Origin of the sequence: Micromonospora sp. CPCC 206171, from assembly GCF_036906755.1 — a bacterium.
In the GTDB taxonomy this organism is placed as follows: Bacteria; Actinomycetota; Actinomycetes; order Mycobacteriales; family Micromonosporaceae; genus Micromonospora; species Micromonospora purpureochromogenes.
Window position 1 is genome coordinate 1 of sequence record NZ_JBAKHT010000005.1, and the last position, 23,884, is coordinate 23,884.

The 23,884-nt window shown below is 73.1% G+C and carries 18 protein-coding genes; 13 read left to right on the forward strand and 5 right to left on the reverse strand.

The window, feature by feature from the left end; genetic code table 11:
* Positions 1 to 194: 194 nt before the first annotated feature.
* Positions 195 to 878, reverse strand: a complete 684-nt coding sequence (locus tag V6U89_RS08415) for a hypothetical protein (protein WP_334570156.1) — start codon at positions 876 to 878, stop codon at positions 195 to 197.
* Positions 879 to 947: 69 nt separating this feature from the next.
* On the opposite strand from V6U89_RS08415, the gene V6U89_RS08420 reads away from it, so the two are divergent.
* The 3 genes from V6U89_RS08420 to V6U89_RS08430 all read left to right on the forward strand — a co-directional run bounded on the left by V6U89_RS08420 (position 948) and on the right by V6U89_RS08430 (position 5,301).
* The gene (locus V6U89_RS08420; RefSeq protein ID WP_334570157.1) at positions 948 to 3,566 is read left to right on the forward strand and encodes a valine--tRNA ligase; all 2,619 of its coding nucleotides are present in this window, start codon (positions 948 to 950) and stop codon (positions 3,564 to 3,566) included.
* A gap of 68 nt (positions 3,567 to 3,634) precedes the next feature.
* Positions 3,635 to 4,906, forward strand: a complete 1,272-nt coding sequence (locus tag V6U89_RS08425; protein ID WP_334570404.1) for a bifunctional folylpolyglutamate synthase/dihydrofolate synthase — start codon at positions 3,635 to 3,637, stop codon at positions 4,904 to 4,906.
* The gene (locus V6U89_RS08430) at positions 4,903 to 5,301 is read left to right on the forward strand and encodes a DUF4233 domain-containing protein (RefSeq protein WP_334570158.1); all 399 of its coding nucleotides are present in this window, start codon (positions 4,903 to 4,905) and stop codon (positions 5,299 to 5,301) included. Before V6U89_RS08425 ends, V6U89_RS08430 begins: the two co-directional genes overlap by 4 nt.
* Before the next feature lie 8 nt (positions 5,302 to 5,309).
* Here V6U89_RS08430 and V6U89_RS08435 read toward each other — a convergent pair whose 3' ends face one another.
* Positions 5,310 to 6,581, reverse strand: a complete 1,272-nt coding sequence (locus V6U89_RS08435; protein WP_334570160.1) for a VOC family protein — start codon at positions 6,579 to 6,581, stop codon at positions 5,310 to 5,312.
* Between the two features lie 142 nt (positions 6,582 to 6,723).
* On the opposite strand from V6U89_RS08435, the gene ndk reads away from it, so the two are divergent.
* Complete coding sequence (gene ndk, locus V6U89_RS08440; protein ID WP_334570161.1) at positions 6,724 to 7,149, forward strand: nucleoside-diphosphate kinase; 426 nt, start codon at positions 6,724 to 6,726, stop codon at positions 7,147 to 7,149.
* Between the two features lie 63 nt (positions 7,150 to 7,212).
* Here the strand turns inward: ndk and sigJ are convergent, their stop codons facing one another.
* Together sigJ and V6U89_RS08450 are read right to left on the reverse strand one after the other, a co-directional pair.
* Positions 7,213 to 8,094, reverse strand: a complete 882-nt coding sequence (sigJ, locus tag V6U89_RS08445) for an RNA polymerase sigma factor SigJ (RefSeq protein WP_334570162.1) — start codon at positions 8,092 to 8,094, stop codon at positions 7,213 to 7,215.
* Positions 8,091 to 8,531 (reverse strand): carboxymuconolactone decarboxylase family protein, encoded by a 441-nt coding sequence (locus V6U89_RS08450; RefSeq protein ID WP_334570163.1) that lies wholly within the window; start codon positions 8,529 to 8,531, stop codon positions 8,091 to 8,093. The genes sigJ and V6U89_RS08450 overlap by 4 nt, the downstream gene beginning before the upstream one ends.
* Before the next feature lie 392 nt (positions 8,532 to 8,923).
* Between V6U89_RS08450 and ileS the strand changes: the two genes are divergently transcribed.
* A complete protein-coding gene (ileS, locus tag V6U89_RS08455) occupies positions 8,924 to 12,070 on the forward strand; it encodes an isoleucine--tRNA ligase (protein ID WP_334570164.1) in 3,147 nt (1,048 codons plus the stop codon).
* 172 nt (positions 12,071 to 12,242) lie between these two features.
* A complete protein-coding gene (locus tag V6U89_RS08460; protein ID WP_334570165.1) occupies positions 12,243 to 12,929 on the forward strand; it encodes a lysophospholipid acyltransferase family protein in 687 nt (228 codons plus the stop codon).
* A 30-nt stretch (positions 12,930 to 12,959) separates the two neighbouring features.
* Here V6U89_RS08460 and V6U89_RS08465 read toward each other — a convergent pair whose 3' ends face one another.
* On the reverse strand, positions 12,960 to 14,531 hold the full coding sequence (locus tag V6U89_RS08465) for a hypothetical protein (protein WP_334570166.1): 1,572 nt from the start codon (positions 14,529 to 14,531) through the stop codon (positions 12,960 to 12,962).
* Between the two features lie 354 nt (positions 14,532 to 14,885).
* Here V6U89_RS08465 and V6U89_RS08470 point away from each other — a divergent pair, with 354 nt between their 5' ends.
* The 7 genes from V6U89_RS08470 (at position 14,886) to obgE (ending at position 23,878) form a co-directional block, all read left to right on the forward strand.
* Positions 14,886 to 16,871 carry a TIGR03960 family B12-binding radical SAM protein gene (locus V6U89_RS08470; protein ID WP_334570167.1) on the forward strand — a complete coding sequence of 662 codons (1,986 nt, stop codon included), beginning with the start codon at positions 14,886 to 14,888 and terminating at the stop codon, positions 16,869 to 16,871.
* A 182-nt stretch (positions 16,872 to 17,053) separates the two neighbouring features.
* Positions 17,054 to 17,773, forward strand: a complete 720-nt coding sequence (locus tag V6U89_RS08475) for a TIGR03936 family radical SAM-associated protein (RefSeq protein WP_334570405.1) — start codon at positions 17,054 to 17,056, stop codon at positions 17,771 to 17,773.
* Between the two features lie 132 nt (positions 17,774 to 17,905).
* Positions 17,906 to 20,944, forward strand: a complete 3,039-nt coding sequence (locus tag V6U89_RS08480; RefSeq protein WP_334570168.1) for an Rne/Rng family ribonuclease — start codon at positions 17,906 to 17,908, stop codon at positions 20,942 to 20,944.
* A gap of 119 nt (positions 20,945 to 21,063) precedes the next feature.
* Entirely contained in the window at positions 21,064 to 21,564 is a 501-nt protein-coding gene (locus V6U89_RS08485) for a hypothetical protein (RefSeq protein WP_334570170.1), read from the forward strand.
* A gap of 167 nt (positions 21,565 to 21,731) precedes the next feature.
* Positions 21,732 to 22,046 (forward strand): 50S ribosomal protein L21, encoded by a 315-nt coding sequence (gene rplU, locus V6U89_RS08490; protein WP_088960746.1) that lies wholly within the window; start codon positions 21,732 to 21,734, stop codon positions 22,044 to 22,046.
* A gap of 11 nt (positions 22,047 to 22,057) precedes the next feature.
* A complete protein-coding gene (rpmA, locus tag V6U89_RS08495) occupies positions 22,058 to 22,312 on the forward strand; it encodes a 50S ribosomal protein L27 (protein WP_088975624.1) in 255 nt (84 codons plus the stop codon).
* A 90-nt stretch (positions 22,313 to 22,402) separates the two neighbouring features.
* Complete coding sequence (gene obgE / locus V6U89_RS08500) at positions 22,403 to 23,878, forward strand: GTPase ObgE (RefSeq protein ID WP_334570171.1); 1,476 nt, start codon at positions 22,403 to 22,405, stop codon at positions 23,876 to 23,878.
* The last annotated feature ends 6 nt before the right edge of the window (positions 23,879 to 23,884 follow it).

The window sequence follows — 23,884 nt, forward strand, 5'->3', positions numbered from 1 at the left end:
GCCCTCCAGCGCCGATGGTACTGCACTCGGGAGGGTGTGGGAGAGTAGGACACCGCCGGACAACCATTCGATCAGGGCCACCCCTTTCAAGGGGTGGCCCTGATTGGTATATCCACCCGAAACCGCGCCCGGCGCGAGCGGTACCCGAAAAGGGGCCGCGGCGTCGCTCGACGCCACGGCCCTTTCGCAACGGGTCAGCCGCGGGTCTGGACGCCTTCGCGGATCTGACGGAAGAGGCCGGCGGCGTCGTCGACGGAGCGGCTGGGGAACATCGCCATCGCCGCACTGCCGTGATCCGCCCAGCCGCAGATCGCGAAGTCACCGCCGTCCCCGCTGGTGGTGCCGCACTTCATCACCCCGCCCAGCCTGCCGGCGGGCACCTCGCGCAGCCCGGCCACCCGGCCGGTCTCGTCGGCCATCAGGTCGAAGAGGCTGTCCAGGTCGCGTTCCGGCTGCCACAGCAGCGTCGTGCCACCGAAGAGCAGCACCGCGCGGCTCTCGTCCGCCGGGTCCCGGTAGACGGTGCCGAAGCTGGCGTCCAGGTCAATGTCCGCGGCGAACCCGCTGCGCAGGTAGTCCGCCGTGCTGCGGGCCCGCTCCGAGTCGTCCCGGGTCAACCCGGCGACCTGCTCGGGGGCGCTCAGCCGGGTGTCCTTCTGCTGCGCCACCCGCCAGCCGGCGGTGCCCAGGGCGGCGGCGCCGGCCAGGCCGACGGCGAGCGCCGCGGCCAGGACGATCCGCCGACGGCGGGAGGCCGGCGCCCGGCGGATCGGGTCGCTCGCCGGATCCCGGTGGCTCAGCTGGATCGGCTCGTCGGTCAGGTCGACCGGATCGGGCCCCTCGTCGAGCTGACGCTCGGTGAGATGTGCGTCGGACATGTCCGCCACCGTACGCGAATGACAGGTGGCGCACGTCGGGTCCGCGGAAGCGCTCCGTAGACTTTCAGGGTGACCGAGAGACTGGATGCCCGACGCCCCGACGCCCCGACCCTTGCCGGCCAGTACCAGCCCGGCGAGGTAGAGCAGCGACGGTACGAGCAGTGGGTAGCCGCGGGCCACTTCCGGGCGTCGGCGCAGAGCGACAAGCCTCCCTTCACCATCGTCATCCCGCCACCCAACGTCACCGGCTCCCTGCACATGGGGCACGCGTTCGAGCACACGCTGATGGACGCCCTGAACCGGCGCAAGCGGATGCAGGGGTACGAGGCGCTCTGGCTGCCCGGCATGGACCACGCCGGCATCGCCACCCAGAACCTGGTCGAGCGGCAGCTCGCCGGCGAGGGGCTGTCCCGGCACGACCTGGGCCGGGAGAAGTTCGTCGAGCGGGTCTGGCAGTGGAAGGCCGAGTCCGGCGGGGCCATCCTCGGCCAGATGCGCCGCCTCGGTGACGCGGTCGACTGGGACCGCGAGCGCTTCACCATGGACGAGGGCCTGTCCCGGGCCGTGCAGACCATGTTCAAGAAGCTCTTCGACGACGGCCTCATCTACCGGGCCAACCGGATCATCAACTGGTGCCCGCGCTGCCTGACCGCGCTCTCCGACATCGAGGTGGAGCACACCGACGACGAGGGTGAGCTCATCTCGATCCGGTACAGCGACGAGGTGGTGGTGGCCACCACCCGGGCCGAGACCATGCTCGGTGACACCGCGGTGGCCGTGCACCCCGACGACGCCCGCTACCAGCACCTCATCGGCACCGAGGTGGCCGTGCCGCTGACCGACCGGCGGATCCCGATCGTGGCCGACGAGCACGTCGACCCGAGCTTCGGCACCGGCATGGTGAAGGTGACCCCGGCGCACGACCCCAACGACTTCGAGATCGGCCAGCGGCACGACCTGCCCGCGCTGACGATCATGGACGAGCGCGGTGTCATCACCGCCCACGGCCCGTTCCAGGGCCTGGACCGCTACGAGGCCCGGCCGGCGATCGTGGCCGCGCTGCGCGAGCAGGGTCGGATCGTCGCCGAGAAGCGGCCGTACGTGCACGCGGTGGGGCACTGTTCCCGCTGCAAGACCACCGTCGAGCCCCGGCTGTCGTTGCAGTGGTTCGTCAACACCGCCCCGCTGGCCAAGGCCGCCGGGGACGCGGTGCGCGACGGCCGGGTGAAGATCGAGCCGGCCGAGCTGGCCAAGCGCTACTTCGCCTGGGTCGACAACATGCACGACTGGTGCATCTCGCGGCAGCTCTGGTGGGGCCACCGCATCCCGGTCTGGTACGGCCCGGCCGGCGAGATCGTCTGCGTCGGCCCGGACGAGCAGCCGCCCACCGGCGAGGGCTGGCACCAGGACGAGGACGTCCTGGACACCTGGTTCTCCAGCGGCCTGTGGCCGTTCTCCACCCTCGGCTGGCCGGAGCAGACCCCGGACCTGGCGAAGTTCTACCCGACCAGCGTCCTGGTGACCGGCTACGACATCCTCTTCTTCTGGGTCGCCCGGATGATGATGTTCGGCCTGTACGCGATGGACGGCCGGCAGCCGTTCGACGTGGTCGCCCTGCACGGCATGGTCCGCGACGAGCACGGCAAGAAGATGTCCAAGTCCTTCGGCAACGTCGTCGACCCGCTGGACTGGATCGACCGGTTCGGCGCCGACGCCACCCGGTTCACCCTGGCCCGGGGCGCCAACCCCGGCCAGGACGTGCCGGTGAGCGAGGAGTGGTGCCAGGGCTCGCGGAACTTCTGCAACAAGCTCTGGAACGCCACCCGGTTCGCGCTGATGAACGGCGCGCACACCGAGGGGGAGCTGCCGCCCGCCGCCGAGCTGTCGACGGTCGACCGGTGGATCCTGTCCCGGCTGGCGCACGTCACCGCCGAGGTGGACGAGCAGTTCGAGGCGTACGAGTTCGCGAAGGTCTGCGACCTGCTGTACCACTTCGCCTGGGACGACGTCTGCGACTGGTACGTCGAGCTGAGCAAGCCGGTGCTCGCCGAGGGCGGGCCGGCGGCCGAGGCCACCCGACGGGTCCTCGGGCACGTGCTGGACCAGCTGCTGCGGCTGCTGCACCCGGTCATCCCGTTCGTCACCGAGGAGCTGTGGATCGCGCTCACCGGCGGCGAGACGGTGATGACGGCCGCCTGGCCGGTGGCCGACCGTACCCGGGTCGACGACGCCGCGGAGGGCGAGGTCGGCACCGTTCAGCGGGTGGTGACCGAGATCCGGCGGTTCCGCTCCGACCAGGGGCTGCGCCCGACCCAGCGGGTCGCGGCCCGGCTCGACGGCCTCGCCGTGGCCGGGATCGCGGCGCACGAGCCGCTGATCCGTTCGCTGGTCCGGCTCGACGCCCCGGCCGGCGACTTCCAGGCCAGCGCCACTCTCGCCATGCCCGGCGAGGTCAGCGTCGAGCTGGACACCCGCGGCTCGATCGACGTGGCGGCCGAGCGGGCCCGGTTGACCAAGGACCGCGCGGCGGCCGAGAAGGAGGTCGCGCAGGCCCGGGCGAAGCTCGACAACCCCGCCTTCGTCGGCAAGGCCCCCGAACCGGTGGTCGCCAAGATCCGTGACCGGCTGGCGGTGGCCGAGGCGGACCTGACCCGGATCGACGCCGCCCTGGAGGCGCTTCCCTCGTGACCGACCGCACCGATCGCACCGAGTTCACCGACGTCGACGCCGAGCTGGCCGGGCGGGGCTTCACCCGCATGGTCTTCGAGCTGGACCGCATCGAGTCCCTGCTCGACCTGCTCGGCAGCCCGCAGCGGGCGTACCCGTCGATCCACCTGACCGGGACCAACGGCAAGACCTCCACGGCCCGGATGATCGACTCGCTGCTGCGCGCCTTCGGCCTGCACACCGGCCGCTACACCAGCCCGCACCTGGAGACGGTGCGGGAGCGGATCGCCCTGGACGGGGAGCCGGTCAGCGAGGAACGCTTCGTCGCCACGTACCGCGAGGTGAAGCCGCTGGCCGAGCTGGTCGACCAGCGCTCGTCGGAGCCGCTGACCTACTTCGACATGACCACCGCGCTGGCCTTCGCCACCTTCGCCGACGCGCCCGTCGACGTCGCGGTGGTCGAGGTGGGGCTCGGCGGGGCCGAGGACGCCACCAACGTGCTCCAGGCCGGGGTGGCCGTGCTGACCCCGATCGGGCTGGACCACACCGAGTGGCTGGGCGACACCCTGGAGGACATCGCCCTGCACAAGGCCGGGATCATCCACCCCGGCGCCACGGTGATCTGTGCCGCGCAGGACGACGAGGCGGCCCGCCCGATCCTGGAGCGCTGCGTCGAGGTCGGCGCGACCGTCGCCCGGGAGGGCACCGAGTTCGGGGTGCTGCGCCGGGCCGTCGCCGTCGGCGGGCAGGTGCTCACCATCCAGGGCCTCGGCGGCGTGTACGAGGAGGTGTTCATCCCGCTGCACGGCGCGCACCAGGCGCAGAACGCGGCGGTGGCGCTCGCCGCCGTCGAGGCGTTCCTGGGGGCCGGGACGAAGCGGCAGCTCGACGTGGAGGCCGTCCGGGAGGGCTTCGCCACGACCAGCTCGCCGGGCCGGCTGGAGAAGGTGCGTACCGCCCCGACGATCCTGCTGGACGGGGCGCACAACCCGCACGGGATGACCGCCACCGTCACCGCGTTGCAGGAGGAGTTCGCGTTCAGCAAGCTGGTCGGTGTGCTCGCCGTGCTGGCCGACAAGGATGCGGGCAGCCTGCTGGAGCTGCTGGAGCCGGTGCTCGACTCGGTGGTGGTGACCCGCAACAGCTCGCCCCGGGCGATGCCTGCCGACGAGCTGGCCGAGCTGGCCCGCGAGGTGTTCGGGCCGGATCGGGTGGAGGTCACCGAGGAGATGCCGGACGCCATCGAGGCGGCCGTCGCCGAGGCCGAGTCCGACGTGCCCGGTGAGCTGTCCGGGGTCGGCGTGCTGATCACCGGCTCGGTGGTGACCGTGGCCGACGCCCGACGGCTGCTCAAGCGATGAGCACCCCCGACGAGGACCGCCGCGACCCGGTCGCCGACCCGGTCGCGCCGGGGGAGCGGCGGTCCGGGCTGCGCAACCCCGACAGGGCGGTACGCGGCCTGGGCGCCGGAGCGCTGGCCCTGGAGGCGCTGGTGCTGCTGCTCGCCATCCAGCCGATCCGGGTGGTCGGCGGCGACCTGAGCGGGGCGGCCATCGCGGCGATCGTGGCGCTGGCCGTCGTCTGCGTGGTGCTGGCCGGCCGGATGGGGCGGCCCTGGGCCTGGCAGGCCGGCACGGTGGTGCAGGGCCTGCTGCTGCTCGCCGGGCTGCTGCACTGGTCGCTGCTGGCGCTGGGGATCATCTTCGGGCTGGTCTGGGCGTACGCCCTGCACGTCCGCCGGGTCATCCTCGGCTGAGCCGAGCGTCAGGCGTCGGCGCGCTCCCGCCACTGGGTCAGCGCGATGCCGTGCCCGTCCGGGTCGCGGAAGGCCGCCGCCCAGACCTCCAGCTTGGTGCCCCGGTTCACCACCCGGGGCGCGTAGGTGAACTTCACCCCGGAGTCCTTCAGCCGCCGGTAGGCCGCGTCGATGTCGTCCACCTCCAGGTTGACGTGCACCAGCCGGCGGCTGATCGGCGCGGCGCCGGTGACCTCGCGCAGCACCAGGCGGGTGGCGCCGGAGGCGAGCACCGCGTTGCCGGAGCCCCGGTCGATCTCGCCGAAGCCCAGCGACCGGTAGAAGTCCAGCGACCGGGACAGGTCGGTGACCAGCAGGGTCAGCCCGACCCCGCTGATCGGGGCGCCCTCGTCGACCCGGTCGGCCGCCGGGTCGTACCCGAAGATCGCCTCGTCCAGCTCCTCGGGGTCGAGCCGGTCCCGCGGCTCCGGGTCGTCCAGCGGCACGTCCACCGGGTCGACCAGCGGGGCGTCGAAGCGCTCGTCCGCCGGCGGGCGGGGGGACGGGGTGGTGGCCGCCCGGCGCGGCAGCCCGCCGGCCGGCGGGGGCTCGACCAGGGTGCCCTCGAGCACCACCGGACCACCGGGGCGCTGGTGCACCACGATCGGCTCCCGCTCGTCGGGCAGCACCACCGGCTCGGGGCGCAGCGGGTCGGCCGGGGGCGGGTCGCGGAACTCGTCGCGCAGGTCGTCGTGGAAGTCGTCGTCGGGCGTACGGCCGGCCCACGGCGGGGCCTCCTGGACGATGAGCACCTCGTCGACCGGCTCGGCGTCGGCGTACTCGGGCGGCAGGTCGGCGGCGGCGGCGTTCTCCGCGTGGGTGGGCACCTCGTCCCAGAGCACCCGGACGTGCCGCTGGTCGTCCAGCGCCACCCGGATCGGCAGCGTCTGCCCCAGCGAGGGCCACTTGGACACCGGCACCCGCGGCTCGATGATCTTCTTGGAGCGGGGCGGCAGGCCCGGCGCGTCGATCACCAGTTGCAGCTCGCAGCGGCCGAAGGCGTACTGGGTGGGTGGCTCGGAGGCGCTGTGCACGTGCCCGACGCCGATCACCCAGGTGCGGCCGCCGCCCTTGACGGTGGCCAGGGCGATCGCCAGCACCAGCAGGGCCGCGCCGAGGGCCACGATCGACCAGCTGGTCATGCCCAGCCCGAACAGGACCACGAACGTCGCCACGGTGCCGAGGACCGCGGCGATCAGCTTGCGTACCGGCGCGATGGTGCGGTTCCCGCCATTCGCCACAGTGGACCTCCCAGGGGTCAGGACCAGGCTAGGCGGGATCGGCGGCCGCTGGAAGGAGCAGCCGCCGCGCCGACGCCGGGACCGGGTCGCTAGGCTGACCGTACCCAGCCCGGCCGTCTTCCGCGCACAGGAGGAACCCAGCGTGTCCAGCAGCAGCCCGGATGAGCGCACGCTCGTACTGATCAAGCCCGACGCGGTCCGCCGCGGCCTGGTCGGCGAGATCGTCTCCCGCTTCGAGCGTAAGGGCCTGCGGATCGACGCGATGGAGACCCGGACGCTGGACGGGGACTTCGCCGACCAGCACTACGCCGAGCACGTCGACAAGCCGTTCTACCCGCCGCTGAAGGCGTTCATGACCGGTGGGCCGCTGGTCGCCCTGGTGCTCTCCGGCGACCAGGTGATCGAGGTGGTGCGCGGCATGATCGGCGCCACCGACGGCCGCAAGGCCGCCGCCGGCACCATCCGCGGCGACCTCTCCCTGTCCAACCGCGAGAACCTCGTGCACGCCTCGGACTCCACCGACAGCGCCAAGCGCGAGATCGGCCTCTGGTTCCCCGAGCTGGGCTGAACGGAGCTGGGCTGTCCGCCGCCGGCTCCGAACCCCGGACCGGGGTCGGGGCCGTCCGCTGTCTCAGGCGGGGAGCCGGGACAGCTTCGTCGGGTTGCCGACCAGGTAGAACCCGGTGATCCGCCCGTCGACCGTCGCCACGGTCAGCGCGTAGCGGGCCCCGTCGGACCAGCGGATCAGCAGCGCCGGCTGGCCGTTCAGCTCGGCGGACGTCGCCGTCACGGCGCGCGGCCGGGCGTAGATGCCGGCGAAGAACCGGGCGATGCGGTCCGCGCCGTGCACCGGGTTGCGCGCCGCCCGCGCCACGCCGCCGCCGTCGGTCCAGGCCACCGCGTCGGCCGCCACCAGCTCAGTGAGCCGGGGCAGGTCGCCGTCGCGGGCGGCGGCCAGGAACGCCTCCAGCAGCCGCCGCTGCTCGGCCCGGTCGGTGTTGAACCGCCGACGGCCCTCGGCCAGCCGGGCGACCGCCCGATGGTGCAACTGCCGGCAGTCGGCCGCCGACCGGTCCAGGATGTCGCCGATCTCGGCGTACGGCAGGGCGAACGCGGTGTGCAGCACGTAGACCGCGCGTTCCGGCGGGGTGAGCCGTTCCAGCAGGTGCAGCAGCGCCATCGACACGGAGTCCCGCAGCTCGGCGCTGTCCAGCGGGCCGAACGGGGACGGCTCGGTCGGCACCGGCTCGGGCAGCCACGGCCCGACGTACGTCTCCCGGGCGGCCTGGCGGGCGCGCAGCCGGTCCAGGGCCAGCCGGGTCACCACCCGGGACAGGTACCGGCGCGGCTCGGCCACCGACTCCCGGTCCACGTCGAGCCAGCGCAGGTACGCCTCCTGGAGCACGTCCTCCGCGTCGTGCAGGCTGCCCAGCAGCCGGTACGCCAGCCCGAGCAGCATCGGCCGGTGCGCGGTGAGCGCACCGGCCGCCTGCGCCGCTCCGCTGGTGGTCACACCTCGAGCGGCGGCTGGGTCTGGCTGGTCACGCTGATCCGGTTCCACACGTTGATTGTCGCAATCGCGATGATCAGGTCGGCCAGCTCCTTCTCCGACCACACCTTGGCGGCGGCGTCCCACACCTCGTCCGGCACGCCGTGCTGGCCGAGCTGGGTGACCGCGTCGGTCAGCGCCAGCGCGGTCCGCTCCCGCTCGTCGAAGAACGGCGCCTCCCGCCAGGCGGCGACGGCGAAGAGCCGGCGGCTGTCCTCGCCCGCGGCGAGCGCGTCCCGGCTGTGCATGTCCACGCAGAACGAGCAGCCGTTGAGCATCGACGCCCGCAGCTTCACCAGCTCCAGCACGGTGTGGTCGACGTTCGCCTGGGCGTACTTCTCCATCGCGAACACCGCCCGGTACGCCTCCGGCGCCACCTTTGCCATCTCGATCCGGCTCATCTCGGCCTCCCTCAGCAGGTACGAATTCACCCGTACGACGGAACCCGGCGGCGGCGATGTGACGGCCTGTGCTGTGACGGTGGTCATGTCGCCGGGGACGGGGGCGGTGCGATTACTCGGGGGCGATCTTCGACGCCGATCGAGTAGGCTTGGCGACCGTAAGGCGATGACCCGGCCATCACCGGCGAGCCTCCGGAAGAACAGCCGGGTGACCGGCCCAGTAGAACCGGACGGGTCCGGCCCGTCACAGCCGGCCAACGAGCGGGCGGTCGCACCTCGACCGCCAAGCGGGGTGGTACCGCGGGCCGCTCGGGCACGCCGTCGAGGCGTACCCGGAAGGCTCGTCCTCGCAGACCACAGATGAGTGAGCTGCGCGAGGAGAGCGACCCCCGATGGCCTATCCGATGCACGACCCGACCGCCGCCGGTGTCCCGGCGAGCCCGGACCTGCCCGCGGTCGAGCGCCGGGTCCTGGAGCACTGGACGGCCGACAAGACCTTCGAGGCCAGCGTCGAGGCCCGTCCGGCCGGCACCGACGGCAAGAACGAGTACGTCTTCTACGACGGCCCGCCGTTCGCCAACGGCCTGCCGCACTACGGCCACCTGTTCACCGGGTACGTCAAGGACGTGGTGCCGCGCTACCAGACCATGCGCGGCCGGCACGTCGAGCGGCGCTTCGGCTGGGACTGCCACGGCCTGCCCGCCGAGGTGGTGGCCGAGAAGCAGCTCGGCATCACCAGCAAGGCGGAGATCCTCGACCTCGGCGTGGCCCGGTTCAACGAGGCCTGCCGCACCTCCGTGCTGGAGTTCACCCAGGACTGGGAGCGGTACGTCACCCGGCAGGCCCGCTGGGTCGACTTCGCCAACGACTACAAGACCCTCGACCTGGACTACATGGAAAGCGTCATGTGGGCCTTCAAGACCCTGCACGACAAGGGTCTGGTCTACGAGGGTTTCCGGGTGCTGGCGTACTGCTGGCGCTGCGAGACGCCGCTGTCGAACACCGAGACCCGGATGGACGACGTCTACCGGGACCGGCACGACCCGACCCTCTCGGTCTGGTTCGGGCTGACCCCCGACGAGTCCGCGCCCGAGCTGGTGCGTGGGCCGGTCCGGCTCGGCGTCTGGACCACCACGCCGTGGACCCTGCCGTCCAACCTGGCGCTCGCCGTCGGCCCGGACATCGAGTACGCGGTGCTGGAGCGCGACGGTGACCGCTACGTCGTGGGCGCCGCGCGGCTGGCCGCGTACGCCAAGGAGCTGGAAGGTTACGAGCAGGTCGGCACGGTGCACGGCCGGGACCTGGTCGGGCGCCGGTACGTCCCGCTCTACGACTTCCTGGTCGAGCAGGCCGGGGAGAACGCGTACCAGGTGCTCGGGGCGGACTTCGTCACCACCGAGGACGGCACCGGGATCGTCCACCTGGCCCCGGCCTTCGGTGAGGACGACCAGAACGTCTGCAACGCCGCCGGCATCCCGACCGTCGTCACCGTGGACGACCACACCCGGTTCACCGCGCTGGTGCCGCCGTACCAGGGCGAGCAGGTCTTCGACGTCAACAAGCCGGTGATCCGCGAGCTCAAGGAGCGGGGGGTGGTGCTCAAGCAGGACACCTACACCCACTCGTACCCGCACTGCTGGCGCTGCGACACCCCGCTGGTCTACAAGGCGGTGTCGTCGTGGTTCGTCGCGGTGACCAGGTTCAAGGACCGGATGGTCGAGCTCAACCAGCAGATCAACTGGACGCCGGGGCACATCAAGGACGGCTCGTTCGGCAAGTGGCTGGCCAACGCCCGCGACTGGTCGATCAGCCGGAACCGGTTCTGGGGCTCGCCGATCCCGGTGTGGAAGTCCGACGACCCGAACTACCCGCGGCTGGACGTGTACGGCTCGCTGGCCGACATCGAGCGGGACTTCGGCGTACGCCTGACCGACCTGCACCGGCCGGCGGTGGACGAGCTGGTCCGCCCGAACCCGGACGACCCGACCGGGAAGTCCATGATGCGCCGGGTGCCGGAGGTGCTGGACTGCTGGTTCGAGTCCGGCTCGATGCCGTTCGCCCAGGTGCACTACCCGTTCGAGAACGCGGACTGGTTCGAGCACCACTACCCGGGCGACTTCATCGTCGAGTACATCGGGCAGACCCGCGGCTGGTTCTACACCATGCACGTGCTGGCCACCGCGCTGTTCGACCGGCCGGCGTTCCGCAACTGCCTCAGCCACGGCATCCTGCTCGGCTCGGACGGGCGCAAGATGTCCAAGAGCCTGCGCAACTACCCGGACGTCTACCACGTCTTCGACGCGTACGGCTCGGACGCGATGCGCTGGATGCTGATGTCCTCGCCGGTGCTGCGCGGCGGGGACATGCCGGTCACCGAGGCGGGCATCCGGGACGCCGTCCGGCAGGTGCTGCTGCCGCTGTGGAACGTCTGGTACTTCTTCTCGCTCTACGCCAACGCCGACGGCTACACCGCCCGTCGCCGGACCGACTCGACACACCTGCTCGACCGGTACGTGCTGGCGAAGACGAACGAACTGGTCGAGACGGTCCAGGGGCAGATGGAGGCGTACGACATCTCCGGCGCCTGCGCCACCGTCCGGTCCTACCTGGACGCGCTGACCAACTGGTACGTGCGCCGCTCCCGGGACCGGTTCTGGTCGGGCGACGCCGAGGCGTTCGACACCCTGTGGACGGTGCTGGAGACGCTCTGCCGGGTGGTGGCGCCGCTGGCGCCGCTGACCGCCGAGGAGATCTGGCGCGGCCTCACCGGCGAGCGGTCGGTGCACCTGACCGACTGGCCGTCGGCGCAGGACTTCCCGACCGACCACGAGCTGGTGTCCGCGATGGACAACGTGCGCGCGGTCGCCTCGGCGGCGCTGTCGCTGCGCAAGGCCAAGGGCCTGCGGGTGCGGCTGCCGCTGTCGAAGCTGACCGTGGCCTCGCCGGTCGCGGAGCAGCTGCGGCCCTTCGCCGACCTCGTCGCCGACGAGGTCAACGTGAAGGAGGTCGTCTTCTCCGACGAGGTGTCCGCGTACTGCCAGCAGGTGCTGACCGTGGTGCCGCGCGCGCTCGGCCCCCGGGTCGGCAAGGCGGTGCAGCAGGTGATCAAGGCGGTCAAGGCGGGGGAGTGGGAGCTGGTCGACGGCGCCCCGGTCGCCGCCGGCGTCACCCTGGCCGAGGGCGAGTACGAGCTGCGGCTGGTCGCCGCCGACGCCGAGCACTCCGCGCCGCTGCCCGGCGGCGAGGGCGTGGTCGTGCTGGACACCGAGGTCACCCCGGAGCTGGCCGCCGAGGGCCTGGCCCGGGACGTGGTCCGGGTGGTGCAGCAGGCCCGCCGGGACGCCGACCTGGACGTCTCGGACCGGATCGTGGTGGCGGTGTCGGCCTCCGACGAGGTGCGCGCGGCGGTGTCGGCGTACACCGACTTCGTGGCCCGGGAGGTGCTGGCCGACACGGTCGACTTCGCCGAGGGCGTCGACGGCTTCGCCGGCGAGGTCGGCGAGGGCGAGCGCGTGACGGTGGCCGTCCGCCGGGTATGAGGTAGTGCGGCGGTGGCGGTCCGGCGGTGGTGTCGCCGGGCCGCCGCCACCGGCCCCGCCCGAGCCCCGACAGGCCCGCTCACCAGCCGGCCGGCCCGCCACCCGCGCGGGGCTCCGTGTACCCGTCCGCTACCGTGACACCGCCTGTTCACGTACGACCGCCGGAGGACCAGTGCCCCTGCTCTACACCATCGGCAAGCTCACCGTGGCGCCCGCGCTCCGGCTGGCCTTCCGTCCGACCGTGGAGGGGTTGGAGCACATCCCGGAAACCGGTGGTGCGATCTTCGCGGGCAACCACCTCTCGGTCGCCGACGAGCTCTTCCTCGGCACCGTGGTCCCGCGGCACCTGGCCTTCTGGGCCAAGTCGGAGTACTTCAAGGGCACCGGGCCCAAGGGCGCCTTCTCCAAGTTCGTGCTCACCGGCCTGGGCGCCATCCCGGTCGAGCGGGCCGGCGGCCGGGCGGCGCTGACGGCGTTCGACGCCGCCATCCCCGCGTTGCAGGGTGGTGACCTGGTCGCGGTCTATCCGGAGGGGACCCGCTCGCCCGACGGGCGGCTCTACCGGGGGCGTACCGGCACCGTCCGGCTGGCGGTGGCGGCCGGCGTGCCGATCATCCCGGTCGGCATGATCGGCACGGACAAGGCCCAGCCGATCGGCGCCCGGGTGCCCCGGCCCGGCCGCGCGAAGATCACCGTACGGTTCGGCAAGCCGCTGGACTTCACCGGCCGCTCCGACGACCGGACCTCGCTGCGCGCGATGACCGACGAGCTGATGGCCGAGATCCAGAAGCTCACCGGCCAGGAGTACGTGCCGCGCTACGCCCCGCCGCGCCCGGCGCCGGGCGACACCCCCGCCTGACCCGGTCCCGGCGCCGCCCCTCGGCGCACCTCAGGGCTGCGCCGGCGCCGGCGTGACGATCTGTTCCCGCAGGGTGTCCAGCAGGCGGGCGCTGTCGTCGACGGAGAGCCGGGTGAAGACGGCGGTGGTGATGCTGCCGTAGTCGACCGACGTGCAGACCACCACGTCCGCGCCGTCGGACCGGCCGGTGGCGCACCGCTCGTACCGGCCGCGCACCCCGGTCTCGACCGTCTGGGGTGCGTCGAGCCGGTAGGTCTCGGTCAGCCGGGTCATCTCGTCGTCCGCGTCGGACTCCGGGTTGAACCGGAAGCCGGTGCCGCCGAACACGGTGACCCGCTTGCCGTCGCCGGTGCCGTAGACCCCGGCGAAGACATCCTCGGAGAGCAGGTTCGCCGCGCGTACCTCCGCCTTGAGCCGCTTGGCGGTGGCCTGACTGCCGGCGTCCTGCCGCAGCGTCAGGTCGGCCACCTGGCCGGGCAGCGCGGCGTCGGCCGGGTACTGCTCCCACATCGGCTTGCCGAACCAGGCCGGGCAGCCGCAGCAGCAGACCAGGCTCAGCAGCAGCACCCAGGGCCAGCGGCGGCGACGCCGGACCGGCACCGGGACGTACCCGCGGGGCGCTTCCCACCCGAGTGGCGGGGTGACCGCCTTCGGCCGGCGGCCCCGGCGCTGCTTGGGTGGCGCGGGCGGCGGGGGCGGGGGCGGTGCCGGCCGGGACGGGGCGACCGGCGGCGGCGACACCGGGTGCGCGGCGTGCGGCGGGTACGGACGGGCCGGCGGCGGTGCGGCCTCGTACGGCCGGGCAGCCGGAGGCGCAGCCTCGTAGGGCCGGGTGACCGGCGGCGTGGGGTAGGGCAGGGTCGGTGGGAGCGCGGGGAGGTGGTGGTGCTCCAGCTCCCAGGAGCCGGTGTCCGCGCCCGCCCACGGGTCCACCGGGGTGCAGTGTTCGGGCAGCTCGACCGGGGTGAGCGGGACGGGCGTGGGCTCCGCCGACTCGCCCCACGCGCGGCGGCGCGGCGGCGGGGGCGGGACCGCCGCGGAACCGGTCCAGCGCGGCGCGGGCGGCTCCGGCTCGACCCGGGTCGGCTCGGGGGCGCCGGGCGCACCGGTGTCGACCCGGGCGGGCTCCGGGGTGGCGGCCGGCAGACCGGTGTCGACCCGGGTGGGGTGCGGGGCCGCAGGCGCACCGGTGTCGACCCGGGTGGGCTCCGGTGCGCCGGGCGCAGGGGTGTCGAGCCCGGTGGGCGGTGCGGTGTCGATCCGGGTGGGCGCAGGTGCGTCGTCGGTGGGGGCGGCGTCGGCCGGAGCTGACTCCGGGTCGTCGGACGTCCGGCCCTCGACGGGTGGGGCCGGTGAGGTCGGCGCGGTGGGATCGTCCGGGGACGTGGTGGCCGGCTCGGGTGCCGTCCGCTCCGGGTCGCCCGGGTCGGCGGCCCGGTCGGCGGGCAGCTCACGGGTGCCCTCCGGGCCCGTGCGGGGCCCGGCGTCGGCGGGTACGGGCGAGGGGGCCGGCTCCTCGGCGACGGCCGGCTCCTGGCCGACGTCGGTGACCGGGGGGCTCCCGTCGGCCGGCCGGTCCGCCCCCGGCTGCGGCTGCGGCATCGCGGCAATCTCCTCTCGCGCCGGTTGCGAGGTTAGTACCGGCATGCCACCGGCGACGAACCCGTCCACCGTCGGTCGCCCTCGGGCGACGCCGGGTGAGGATGCCGTACCGGGTCAAACCGCCGGCGCTCCGGCGGGGGCCTCAAGATCGGGTCGCACCTTCCGGAGTCGCAGGACGGCGTGTCGTCTCGCTGAATGCGACTCGATCATGGGGATCGGGTGGTGGTGGCGGGGAGCCCGCGCGGGGGGGCGTTCACCCGGGCGGGGCAGCGGGTGCGCTCCGGGTGGGTTCGTTCGGGGGTGGCGGCCGGTGCGGCGCGGTGGGCGGCCGACGGGCGCGTACCCTTGGGCATCATGAGTGCCCCGTCCACGACGCCGCGCCCCGCCGCGGCCAATTCCGTCTGGCCCCAGCTGGAGCCGTTGCTGCCCCAGGTGACCAAGCCCATCCAGTACGTCGGTGGCGAGTTGGGCGCGGTGGTCAAGGACTGGGACGCGGCCACCGTGCGCTGGGCGCTGATGTATCCCGACGCGTACGAGGTCGGCCTGCCCAACCAGGGCGTGCAGATCCTCTACGAGGTGCTCAACGAGCTGCCCGACGTGCTCGCCGAGCGCACCTACGCGGTCTGGCCGGACCTGGAGAAGCTGATGCGCGCCCACGGCGTGCCGCAGTTCACCGTCGACGCGCACCGCTCGGTGCGCGACTTCGACGTGTTCGGCGTCTCGTTCTCCACCGAGCTGGGCTACACCAACCTGCTCACCGCGATCGACCTGGCCGGCATCCCGCTGCTCGCCGCCGACCGTACCGACGCCGACCCGGTGATCCTGGCCGGCGGGCACGCCGCGTTCAACCCGGAGCCGATCGCCGACTTCGTCGACGCCGCCGTGCTGGGCGACGGCGAGGAGGCGGTCCTGGAGATCACCACGATCGTCCGGCAGTGGAAGGCCGAGGGCTCCCCGGGTGGCCGCGACGAGCTGCTGCTGCGGCTGGCCCGCACCGAGAGCGTCTACGTGCCGCGCTTCTACGACGTGGACTACCTGCCCGACGGCCGGATCCAGCGGGTCGTGCCGAACCGGGCGGACGTGCCGTTCCGGGTGCACAAGCGCACGACGATGGACCTGGACGCCTGGCCGTACCCGAAGAAGCCCCTCGTGCCGCTCGCCGAGACCGTGCACGAGCGGTACGCGGTGGAGATCTTCCGGGGCTGCACCCGGGGCTGCCGGTTCTGCCAGGCCGGCATGATCACCCGCCCGGTGCGGGAGCGCTCGATCACCACCGTCGGCCAGATGGTCCGCGACGGGCTGGAGTTCTCCGGCTTCCACGAGGTGGGCCTGCTGTCGCTGTCGTCGGCCGACCACTCCGAGATCGGCGACATGTGCTCCGGCCTCGCCCAGCAGTACGAGGGCACCAACGTGTCCCTGTCACTGCCGTCGACCCGGGTGGACGCGTTCAACATCGACCTGGCCCAGGAGCTGTCCCGCAACGGCCGGCGGACCGGCCTGACCTTCGCCCCGGAGGGCGGGTCGGAGCGGATCCGCAAGGTCATCAACAAGATGGTGTCGAAGGAAGACCTGATCCGCACCGTCGTCACCGCGTACACCAACGGCTGGCGGCAGGTGAAGCTGTACTTCATGTGCGGCCTGCCCACCGAGACCGACGACGACGTCCTCGAGATCGCCGACATGGCGCACGAGGTCATCAAGGCCGGCCGGGCCGCCACCGGTTCCAAGGACATCCGCTGCACGGTCTCCATCGGCGGCTTCGTGCCGAAGCCGCACACCCCGTTCCAGTGGGCGCCGATGGAGCGCCCCGAGGTCATCGACCACCGGCTCAAGATCCTCAAGCAGGCGATCAACTCGGACCGCTCGCTGGGCCGGGCGATCGGCTACCGCTACCACGACGGCGAGCCGTCACTGATCGAGGGCCTGCTCAGCCGCGGTGACCGCCGGGTCGGCGCGGTGATCCGCAAGGTCTGGGAGAACGGCGGCCGGTTCGACGGCTGGAGCGAGCACTTCTCGTACCAGCGCTGGGTGGACGCCGCCGCCGAGGTGCTGCCGACCTTCGGCGTGGATCTGGACTGGTACACCACCCGGGAGCGCGACGAGCTGGAGGTCCTGCCCTGGGACCACCTCGACTCGGGCCTGGACAAGGACTGGCTCTGGCAGGACTGGCAGGACTCGCTCTCCGAGTACGAGCAGGACGACTGCCGCTGGACCCCGTGCTTCGACTGCGGCGTCTGCCCGTCGATGGACACCGAGATCCAGATCGGCCCCACCGGCCGGAAGCTGCTCCCGCTCACCCCGGTCAACGGCCTGAAGGTCCCCACCGGCGCCCAGCAGTGACCGTACGGGGCGGGTGCGCCGCGCGTGGGCGCGCCACCCGCCCCGCCCGGCGATCATGAAGTTATTGTCACCGGCATCCGTGGCACCTTCATGACCGACCGGTCCTGACACCGAGGAGCACGACGATCAGCAAAAAACCACAGCCGGAGGGCGGGCAGGCGCCGGTCGTCCAGCGTGTCCGGATCCGGTACGCCAAGCGCGGCCCGCTCCGGTTCACCTCGCACCGGGACTTCGCCCGGGCCTTCGAGCGCGCGCTGCGCCGGGCCGGCGTCCCGATCGCCTTCTCCCAGGGCTTCACCCCGCACCCCAAGATCTCCTACGCCAGCGCGGCCCCCACCGGCGTCGCCAGTGAGGCGGAGTACCTGGAGATCGGCCTGCGCGAGCCGGTCGACCCGGAGCAGCTGCGCGCCGCGCTGGACGCCGCGCTCTCGCCGGGGCTGGACGTGCTCGACGCGGTGGTCGCCGGGAGCGGCAGCCTGGCCGACCGGATCGAGGCCTCGCACTGGCGCATCGAGCTGCCCGAGGTCGAGCCGGCGGTACTGGAGGCGGCCGTCGCCGCGTTCACCGCCGCCGCCGAGATCCAGGTCGAGCGGATGACCAAGCAGGGCCGGCGTACCTTCGACGCCCGGGCCGCCGTCATGCGCATCGATGTGGTGCCGCCCGCGGAGACGCCTTCCGGGGTGCCGGGCTCCTCGTGTGCGATACTCGAACTGGTCGTGCGGCAGGTCACCCCGTCCGTACGGCCCGATGACGTCCTTTCCGGCCTCCGCGTGGTGGCCGACCTGGTGCCGCCGGTTTCGCCGAGGGTGATCCGGCTGGCGCAGGGCACGCTGACCGCGCAGGGTGCGATCGTGGATCCGTTGGACGCGGACCGCGACGGGGCAACCATCGGTGAGCACTGACCGACGGTCGGTGCTCTAGGCAGGCAGACTTCGGCGGTCGCGCACCTCGCGCGCCCGGCGGAAACACTTTTGCGGCAACCCTGCGTGGCAGCGCTCACCCGCGCCCGGGGCGGCCAGAACTGGAGAACGTCCATGCTCGAGAACGAGCCCGAGGGCGGCGAACGGACCGGCGCCCAGCCGGCCGGCCAGACCGCCGACACCACCGACAGCACCACCGACAGCGCCGCCGAGGCCGCGCCGAAGCGCCGCCGCACCACCCGGCGCAAGGCGGCCCCGCTGAACCAGTCGGAGCAGGTCGAGGCGCCCGCCGAGGCGTCGGCGGCCGCCGCGTCCGCCACCGACGAGGCGCACCAGGGCGAGGTGCTGGCCCCGATCGCCGGTGAACTGGACACCGCGCCCAAGACCACCCGTCGCCGGCGCAAGGCGACGCCCGCCAAGGCCGCCGAGGAGCCGGAGGTGGCCACCGGCGCCGAGGAGCACGCGGCGGAGGTCGTCCCGCCGGTGAAGGTCACCCGTACCCGCCGCAAGAAGGCCGCCGCCCCGGCGGCCGCCGAGCCGGCCGCCGAGATCCCCGCCGAGCCGGCCGTGGCGGCCGCGCCGGTGGCCGAGCCGGTCGAGGAGGAGGAGCCCGCCGTCGAGGCGGCGGCGCCCACCGAGCCCACCGCGGTCGACGAGGCCGAGGCCGCCGAGGCTGTCGAGGCCGCCACCGAGGAGGCCCGGCCGGGTGCCGCCGAGCCCGCCGTCGCCGCCTCCGGCGTCGAGAGCCGGGCCGGCGAGGTCCCGCCCGGTGTCGCGGTGCCCGGCGCTGAGCCGGCGGAGGCCGCGCCGGAGCCGCGTACCCGCCGTCGGCGGGCCGCGCTCTCCGCGCCCACCGTGCTGTTCATGGCCCCGCTGCCCGAGGAACTGCCGGCCGTTCGCGTGGTCGAGCCCGGCCCGGCGGCGGCCGAGGAGGCCGTCGAGGAGCCGGCCGAGACCGGTCGCCGGCGTCGCCGCGGTCGCCGCGAGGTCGAGCCGGTCGAGGTGCTCGAGGTCGAGGAGGAGCCCACCGGCGAGGCCGAGGAGGCCGCCGAGGTCGAGGCCGAGGACGAGGACGAGGACGAGGACGAGAGCGCGGCGGCCCGCCGTCGCCGTCGTCGTGGTCGCCGGGGCCGCGGTCGCGGCAAGGGCGGCGCCGAGGACAGCGACGAGGAGGAGGCCGAGGAGGCCGTGCAGGCCGAGGCCGAAGAGGCCGAGGAGGCCGAGGCCGAGGAGGAGGAGGGCGAGGGCGAGGGGCTGACCCGTCGCCGGCGCCGTCGCCGCCGCCGCGGCGCCGGGGACGTCGAGGGGGCCGCCGAGGACGGCGTGCCCACCGTGGTCAAGATCCGTGAGCCGCGCAAGGCCGTCGACGAGGTGCAGGGCGTCTCCGGCTCGACCCGGCTGGAGGCCAAGCGCCAGCGCCGTCGGGACGGCCGCGAGCAGCGTCGTACCCGGCCGCCGATCCTCAGCGAGTCGGAGTTCCTGGCCCGCCGGGAGGCGGTCGACCGGGTGATGGCGGTACGCCAGCGCGGCGACCGCACCCAGATCGCGGTCCTGGAGGACGGCGTGCTGGTCGAGCACTACGTCACCCGCAACTCCTCCGGCACCATGGCCGGCAACGTCTACCTCGGCAAGGTGCAGAACGTCCTGCCCAGCATGGAGGCGGCCTTCGTCGATGTCGGGCGCGGCCGCAACGCCGTCCTGTACGCCGGTGAGGTCAACTGGGACGTGAGCGGACTGGAGGGGCGGGCCCGCTCGATCGAGCAGGCGCTGCGCTCCGGCGACTCGGTGCTGGTGCAGGTCACCAAGGACCCGATCGGGCACAAGGGCGCGCGACTGACCAGCCATATCGCGCTCTCCGGCCGCCACCTGGTCTACGTGCCGAACGGCAACGCCTCCGGCATCAGCCGGAAGCTTCCGGACAACGAGCGCAAGCGGCTGCGGGACGTGCTGAAGAAGCTGGTCCCCGACGGCGCGGGCGTGATCGTCCGGACCGCCGCCGAGGGCGCCAGCGAGGACGAGCTGGCCCGCGACGTCAAGCGGCTCCAGGCCCAGTGGGAGGACATCCAGGCCAAGGCGGCCGAGGGTGGCGCCCCGGTGCTGCTCTACGAGGAGCCGGACCTGGTCATCCGGGTCGTCCGGGACCTGTTCAACGAGGACTTCCGCGAGCTGGTCATCGAGGGCGAGCAGTCGTACGACATGGTCGAGTCGTACCTGTCGCACGTCTCGCCCGACCTGGTCGCCCGGCTGCGCCGGCACGTCGGCACCGCCGACATCTTCGCCGAGTACCGGATCGACGAGCAGATCATCAAGGGGCTGGACCGGAAGGTCTTCCTCCCCTCCGGCGGGTCGCTGGTCATCGACCGCACCGAGGCGATGACCGTCATCGACGTCAACACCGGCAAGTACACCGGCTCCGGGGGCAACCTGGAGGAGACGGTCACCCGCAACAACCTGGAGGCGGCCGAGGAGATCGTGCGCCAGCTCCGGCTGCGCGACCTCGGCGGCATCGTGGTGATCGACTTCATCGACATGGTGCTGGAGTCAAACCGCGAGCTGGTGCTGCGCCGGCTGACCGAGTGCCTGGGCCGGGACCGGACCAAGCACCAGGTCACCGAGATCACCTCGCTCGGCCTGGTGCAGATGACCCGCAAGCGGATCGGCGCGGGCCTGCTGGAGGCGTTCAGCGAGACCTGCGAGTGCTGCAAGGGCCGCGGCCTGATCATCCACACCGAGCCGGTGCCGGAGAAGCCGCGCGGCGGCGCCGGCGCGGGGGAGAAGGTCAAGGCGGTCGCCTCCTCGGTGGCCGCCGCCCCGGCGACCGAGCAGACCGGCGCGCCGTCGCGGCGGCGCTCGCGCAAGGCCGCCGCCGCGCCGGAGCGCACGGTGGTGGAGACCACCGAGGCCGCCGACACCGACCGGGTGGCCGAGGCGGAGGCCGAGTACCACGACACGATGGGCTACGACCTGTCCCGGTACGAGACGGGGACGCCGGCCGCACCGGCCGTCGCCGACAGCCTGGAGGGCGAGTCGGCCCGGCTGGCCGGGGCGGACGACCCGGACGCGCTGGGCGACACCGAGGAGGAGAGCGGCGAGGGCGGCACCGGCCGGCGCCGGTCCCGCCGCGGCGGTCCCCGTCGGCGGACCCGCCCCTGACCGGCTGACCAGCCCGACGTTTCGCAGGGCCCCTCTCCCGGCAACAGTGCCGGCGGGAGGGGCCCGGTCGCGTTCTCCGGCCCCGGCTACGATCGGTCACCCCCGGCTAGGAGAAGACAATGCGCCGCCTGCTCGCCGCCACCCTGGTGACCGCCGTCCTGCTGACCGGCTCCGGCTGCTCCGGCGACCGGTCCGACGAGGCCACCCCGGCCACCACCGGCCCGTCCACCGGCCCGTCGGCCACCTCGACCGTGCTGCCGTCCGCCCCGGTCAGCGTCGCCCCGGCGGGCGGCAACGGGCCACAGGTCTGCGCCGCCGCCGAGCAGGCCTCCTCGGCGGCCGTGCGGACGTACGTCGAGGAGCTGGGCAAGATGATCGCCGCGGTCGGCGCGAACGACAGCACCGGGGCGGAAACCGCCCGGAAACGGGCGGAGTCGGCGCTGACGAGTTGGCGGTCGGCGCTGCAGGAGCAGTCCGCCCGGGCCACCGATCCGCAGTTGAAGACCCTGCTCACCGACCTGGCCACCGAGGTCGGCACGCTGGGCGCCGACGTCGAGTCGATCGACGAGACCGAGCTCGACCGCCTCCAGCAGCGCCTCGACCAGCTCTGCGGGCGCTGACCGGCGGGCCCGGTTTGGGTGTCACCCGGTCCATGGCGTACGCTTGCCTGCGGCGCACTTTGGTGTGCCGAGTTCCCGCGTGCCCGCGCCGCCGGTGTCACTGCTACCCGGCGAGTCGCCGTGGGAACGACCAGCCAGCAGCCTCAACGACAGGGAGTCCGCCTCCGATGTACGCGATCGTCAAGACCGGCGGCAAGCAGTACAAGGTCGCCGAGGGCGACGTGATCGAGGTCGAGAAGCTCGCCGGTGCCCCCGGCGACGCGGTGAAGCTCACCGCGGTGCTCCTCGTCGACGGTGACGACCTGGTGACCGACGCGGCGAAGCTTGCCTCGGTCGCGGTGTCCGGCGAGATCGCCGCGCACACCAAGGGCCCGAAGATCCGGATCCACAAGTTCAAGAACAAGACCGGCTACCACAAGCGCCAGGGTCACCGCCAGCCGCTGACCCAGGTCAAGGTGACCGGCATCTCCAGCGGGAAGTAGGTCGTCCTCCAATGGCTCACAAAAAGGGTGCGTCCAGCTCGCGTAACGGTCGTGACTCCGCGGCCCAGCGACTCGGCGTGAAGCGCTTCGGTGGTCAGGTCGTCAGCGCGGGTGAGATCCTCATCCGTCAGCGTGGCACCAAGTTCCACCCCGGTGACCTGGTCGGCCGCGGCGGAGACGACACGCTCTTCGCGCTGGCCGCCGGTGCGGTCCAGTTCGGCACCAAGCGCGGTCGCAAGACCGTCAGCATCGTGCCGCAGCAGTAATACGCAGGCGTCGCGGGCCGTGGACCTCGGGTCCCGGCCCGCTTCGTCTTTTCGCACGCGGGGGCGTACTCCGCTGGAAGGATTGGCGTCGTGACGACGTTCGTTGACCGGGTCGTCCTGCACATGCAGGCCGGCGACGGTGGGCACGGCTGTGCCTCGATCCACCGGGAGAAGTTCAAGCCGTTCGGCGGCCCGGACGGGGGCAACGGCGGGCACGGCGGCAGTGTGTCACTGGTGGTCGACCCCCAGGTGACCACGCTGCTGGACTTCCACTTCCGCCCGCACCTGAAGGCCGAGAACGGCAAGGGCGGGGCCGGATCGAACCGCGACGGCGCCAACGGCCACGACCTGGTGATCAAGGTGCCGAACGGCACCGTCGTGCAGACCCTCGACGGCGAGGTGCTGGCCGACCTGGTCGGCGTGGGCACGACCTTCGAGGCGGCCCGGGGCGGTCGCGGCGGTCGCGGCAACGCGTCGCTGGCCAACGCCCGGCGCAAGGCGCCCGGCTTCGCCGAGCTGGGCGAGCCGGGCGACCGGCTGGACGTGGTGCTGGAGCTCAAGAGCGTCGCCGACGTCGGTCTGGTGGGCTTCCCGTCCGCCGGCAAGTCGTCGCTGATCGCGGTGATCTCCGCCGCCAAGCCGAAGATCGCCGACTACCCGTTCACCACGCTGGTGCCCAACCTGGGCGTGGTCCGGGTGGACAACCACACCTTCACCGTCGCCGACGTGCCGGGCCTGATCCCCGGCGCGGCCACCGGCCGGGGGCTGGGGCTGGAGTTCCTCCGCCACGTCGAGCGCTGCGCCGTGCTGGTGCACGTGGTCGACACCGCGACGCTGGAGCCGGGCCGCGACCCGCTCGCCGATATCGACGCCATCGAGGCCGAGCTCACCCAGTACGGCGGCCTCGCCGACCGGCCGCGGCTGGTCGCCCTCAACAAGATCGACGTACCGGACGGGCGGGATCTCGCCGAGATCGTCCGGCCGGACCTGGAGGCGCGCGGCTTCCGGGTGTTCGAGGTCTCCACGGCCACCCGCGAAGGGCTCAAGGAGCTGATGTTCGCGATGGCCGAGGTGGTCGAGCAGAGCCGCCAGGCGGCGCCGCCGGCCGAGCCGACCCGGATCGTCATCCGCCCGAAGGCGGTCGACGACGCCGGCTTCACCATCGACGTGGAGGAGGACGGCTCCTTCACCGTGCGCGGTGTCCGGCCCGAGCGCTGGGTCCGGCAGACGAACTTCGACAACGACGAGGCGATCGGCTTCCTCGCCGACCGGCTCGCCCGCCTCGGCGTCGAGGAGAAGCTCGCCAAGGTCGGCGCCAAGCCGGGCGACCTGGTGCGCATCGGCGAGCGGGAGTTCGACTGGCAGCCCACCCTCTACGCCGGCGTCGACTTCGTGCCCGGCAACCGGGGCACGGACGTGCGGCTGGAGGAGAAGTCCGCCCGGGCCTCGGCCGCGGAGCGGCTGGCCGCCCGCAAGGCGCGCCGGCAGCGCCCCGCCGACGAGCTGGAGGCCGGCGGCCTGGACGCGGACCTCTCCGACGACCTGGACGACGACGACCTCGACTAGCTCGCT

What these genes read in the sequence shown, in the direction of transcription:
- V6U89_RS08415 (WP_334570156.1), bottom strand. Translation starts at nt 878, where the DNA reads ATGTCCGACGCACATCTCACCGAGCGTCAGCTCGACGAGGGGCCCGAT.
- V6U89_RS08425 (WP_334570404.1), top strand. Translation starts at nt 3,635, where the DNA reads ATGGTCTTCGAGCTGGACCGCATCGAGTCCCTGCTCGACCTGCTCGGC.
- V6U89_RS08430 (WP_334570158.1), top strand. Translation starts at nt 4,903, where the DNA reads ATGAGCACCCCCGACGAGGACCGCCGCGACCCGGTCGCCGACCCGGTC.
- V6U89_RS08450 (WP_334570163.1), bottom strand. Translation starts at nt 8,531, where the DNA reads ATGAGCCGGATCGAGATGGCAAAGGTGGCGCCGGAGGCGTACCGGGCG.
- ileS (WP_334570164.1), top strand. Translation starts at nt 8,924, where the DNA reads ATGGCCTATCCGATGCACGACCCGACCGCCGCCGGTGTCCCGGCGAGC.
- V6U89_RS08465 (WP_334570166.1), bottom strand. Translation starts at nt 14,531, where the DNA reads ATGCCGCAGCCGCAGCCGGGGGCGGACCGGCCGGCCGACGGGAGCCCC.
- V6U89_RS08470 (WP_334570167.1), top strand. Translation starts at nt 14,886, where the DNA reads ATGAGTGCCCCGTCCACGACGCCGCGCCCCGCCGCGGCCAATTCCGTC.
- V6U89_RS08480 (WP_334570168.1), top strand. Translation starts at nt 17,906, where the DNA reads ATGCTCGAGAACGAGCCCGAGGGCGGCGAACGGACCGGCGCCCAGCCG.
- V6U89_RS08485 (WP_334570170.1), top strand. Translation starts at nt 21,064, where the DNA reads ATGCGCCGCCTGCTCGCCGCCACCCTGGTGACCGCCGTCCTGCTGACC.
- rplU (WP_088960746.1), top strand. Translation starts at nt 21,732, where the DNA reads ATGTACGCGATCGTCAAGACCGGCGGCAAGCAGTACAAGGTCGCCGAG.
- rpmA (WP_088975624.1), top strand. Translation starts at nt 22,058, where the DNA reads ATGGCTCACAAAAAGGGTGCGTCCAGCTCGCGTAACGGTCGTGACTCC.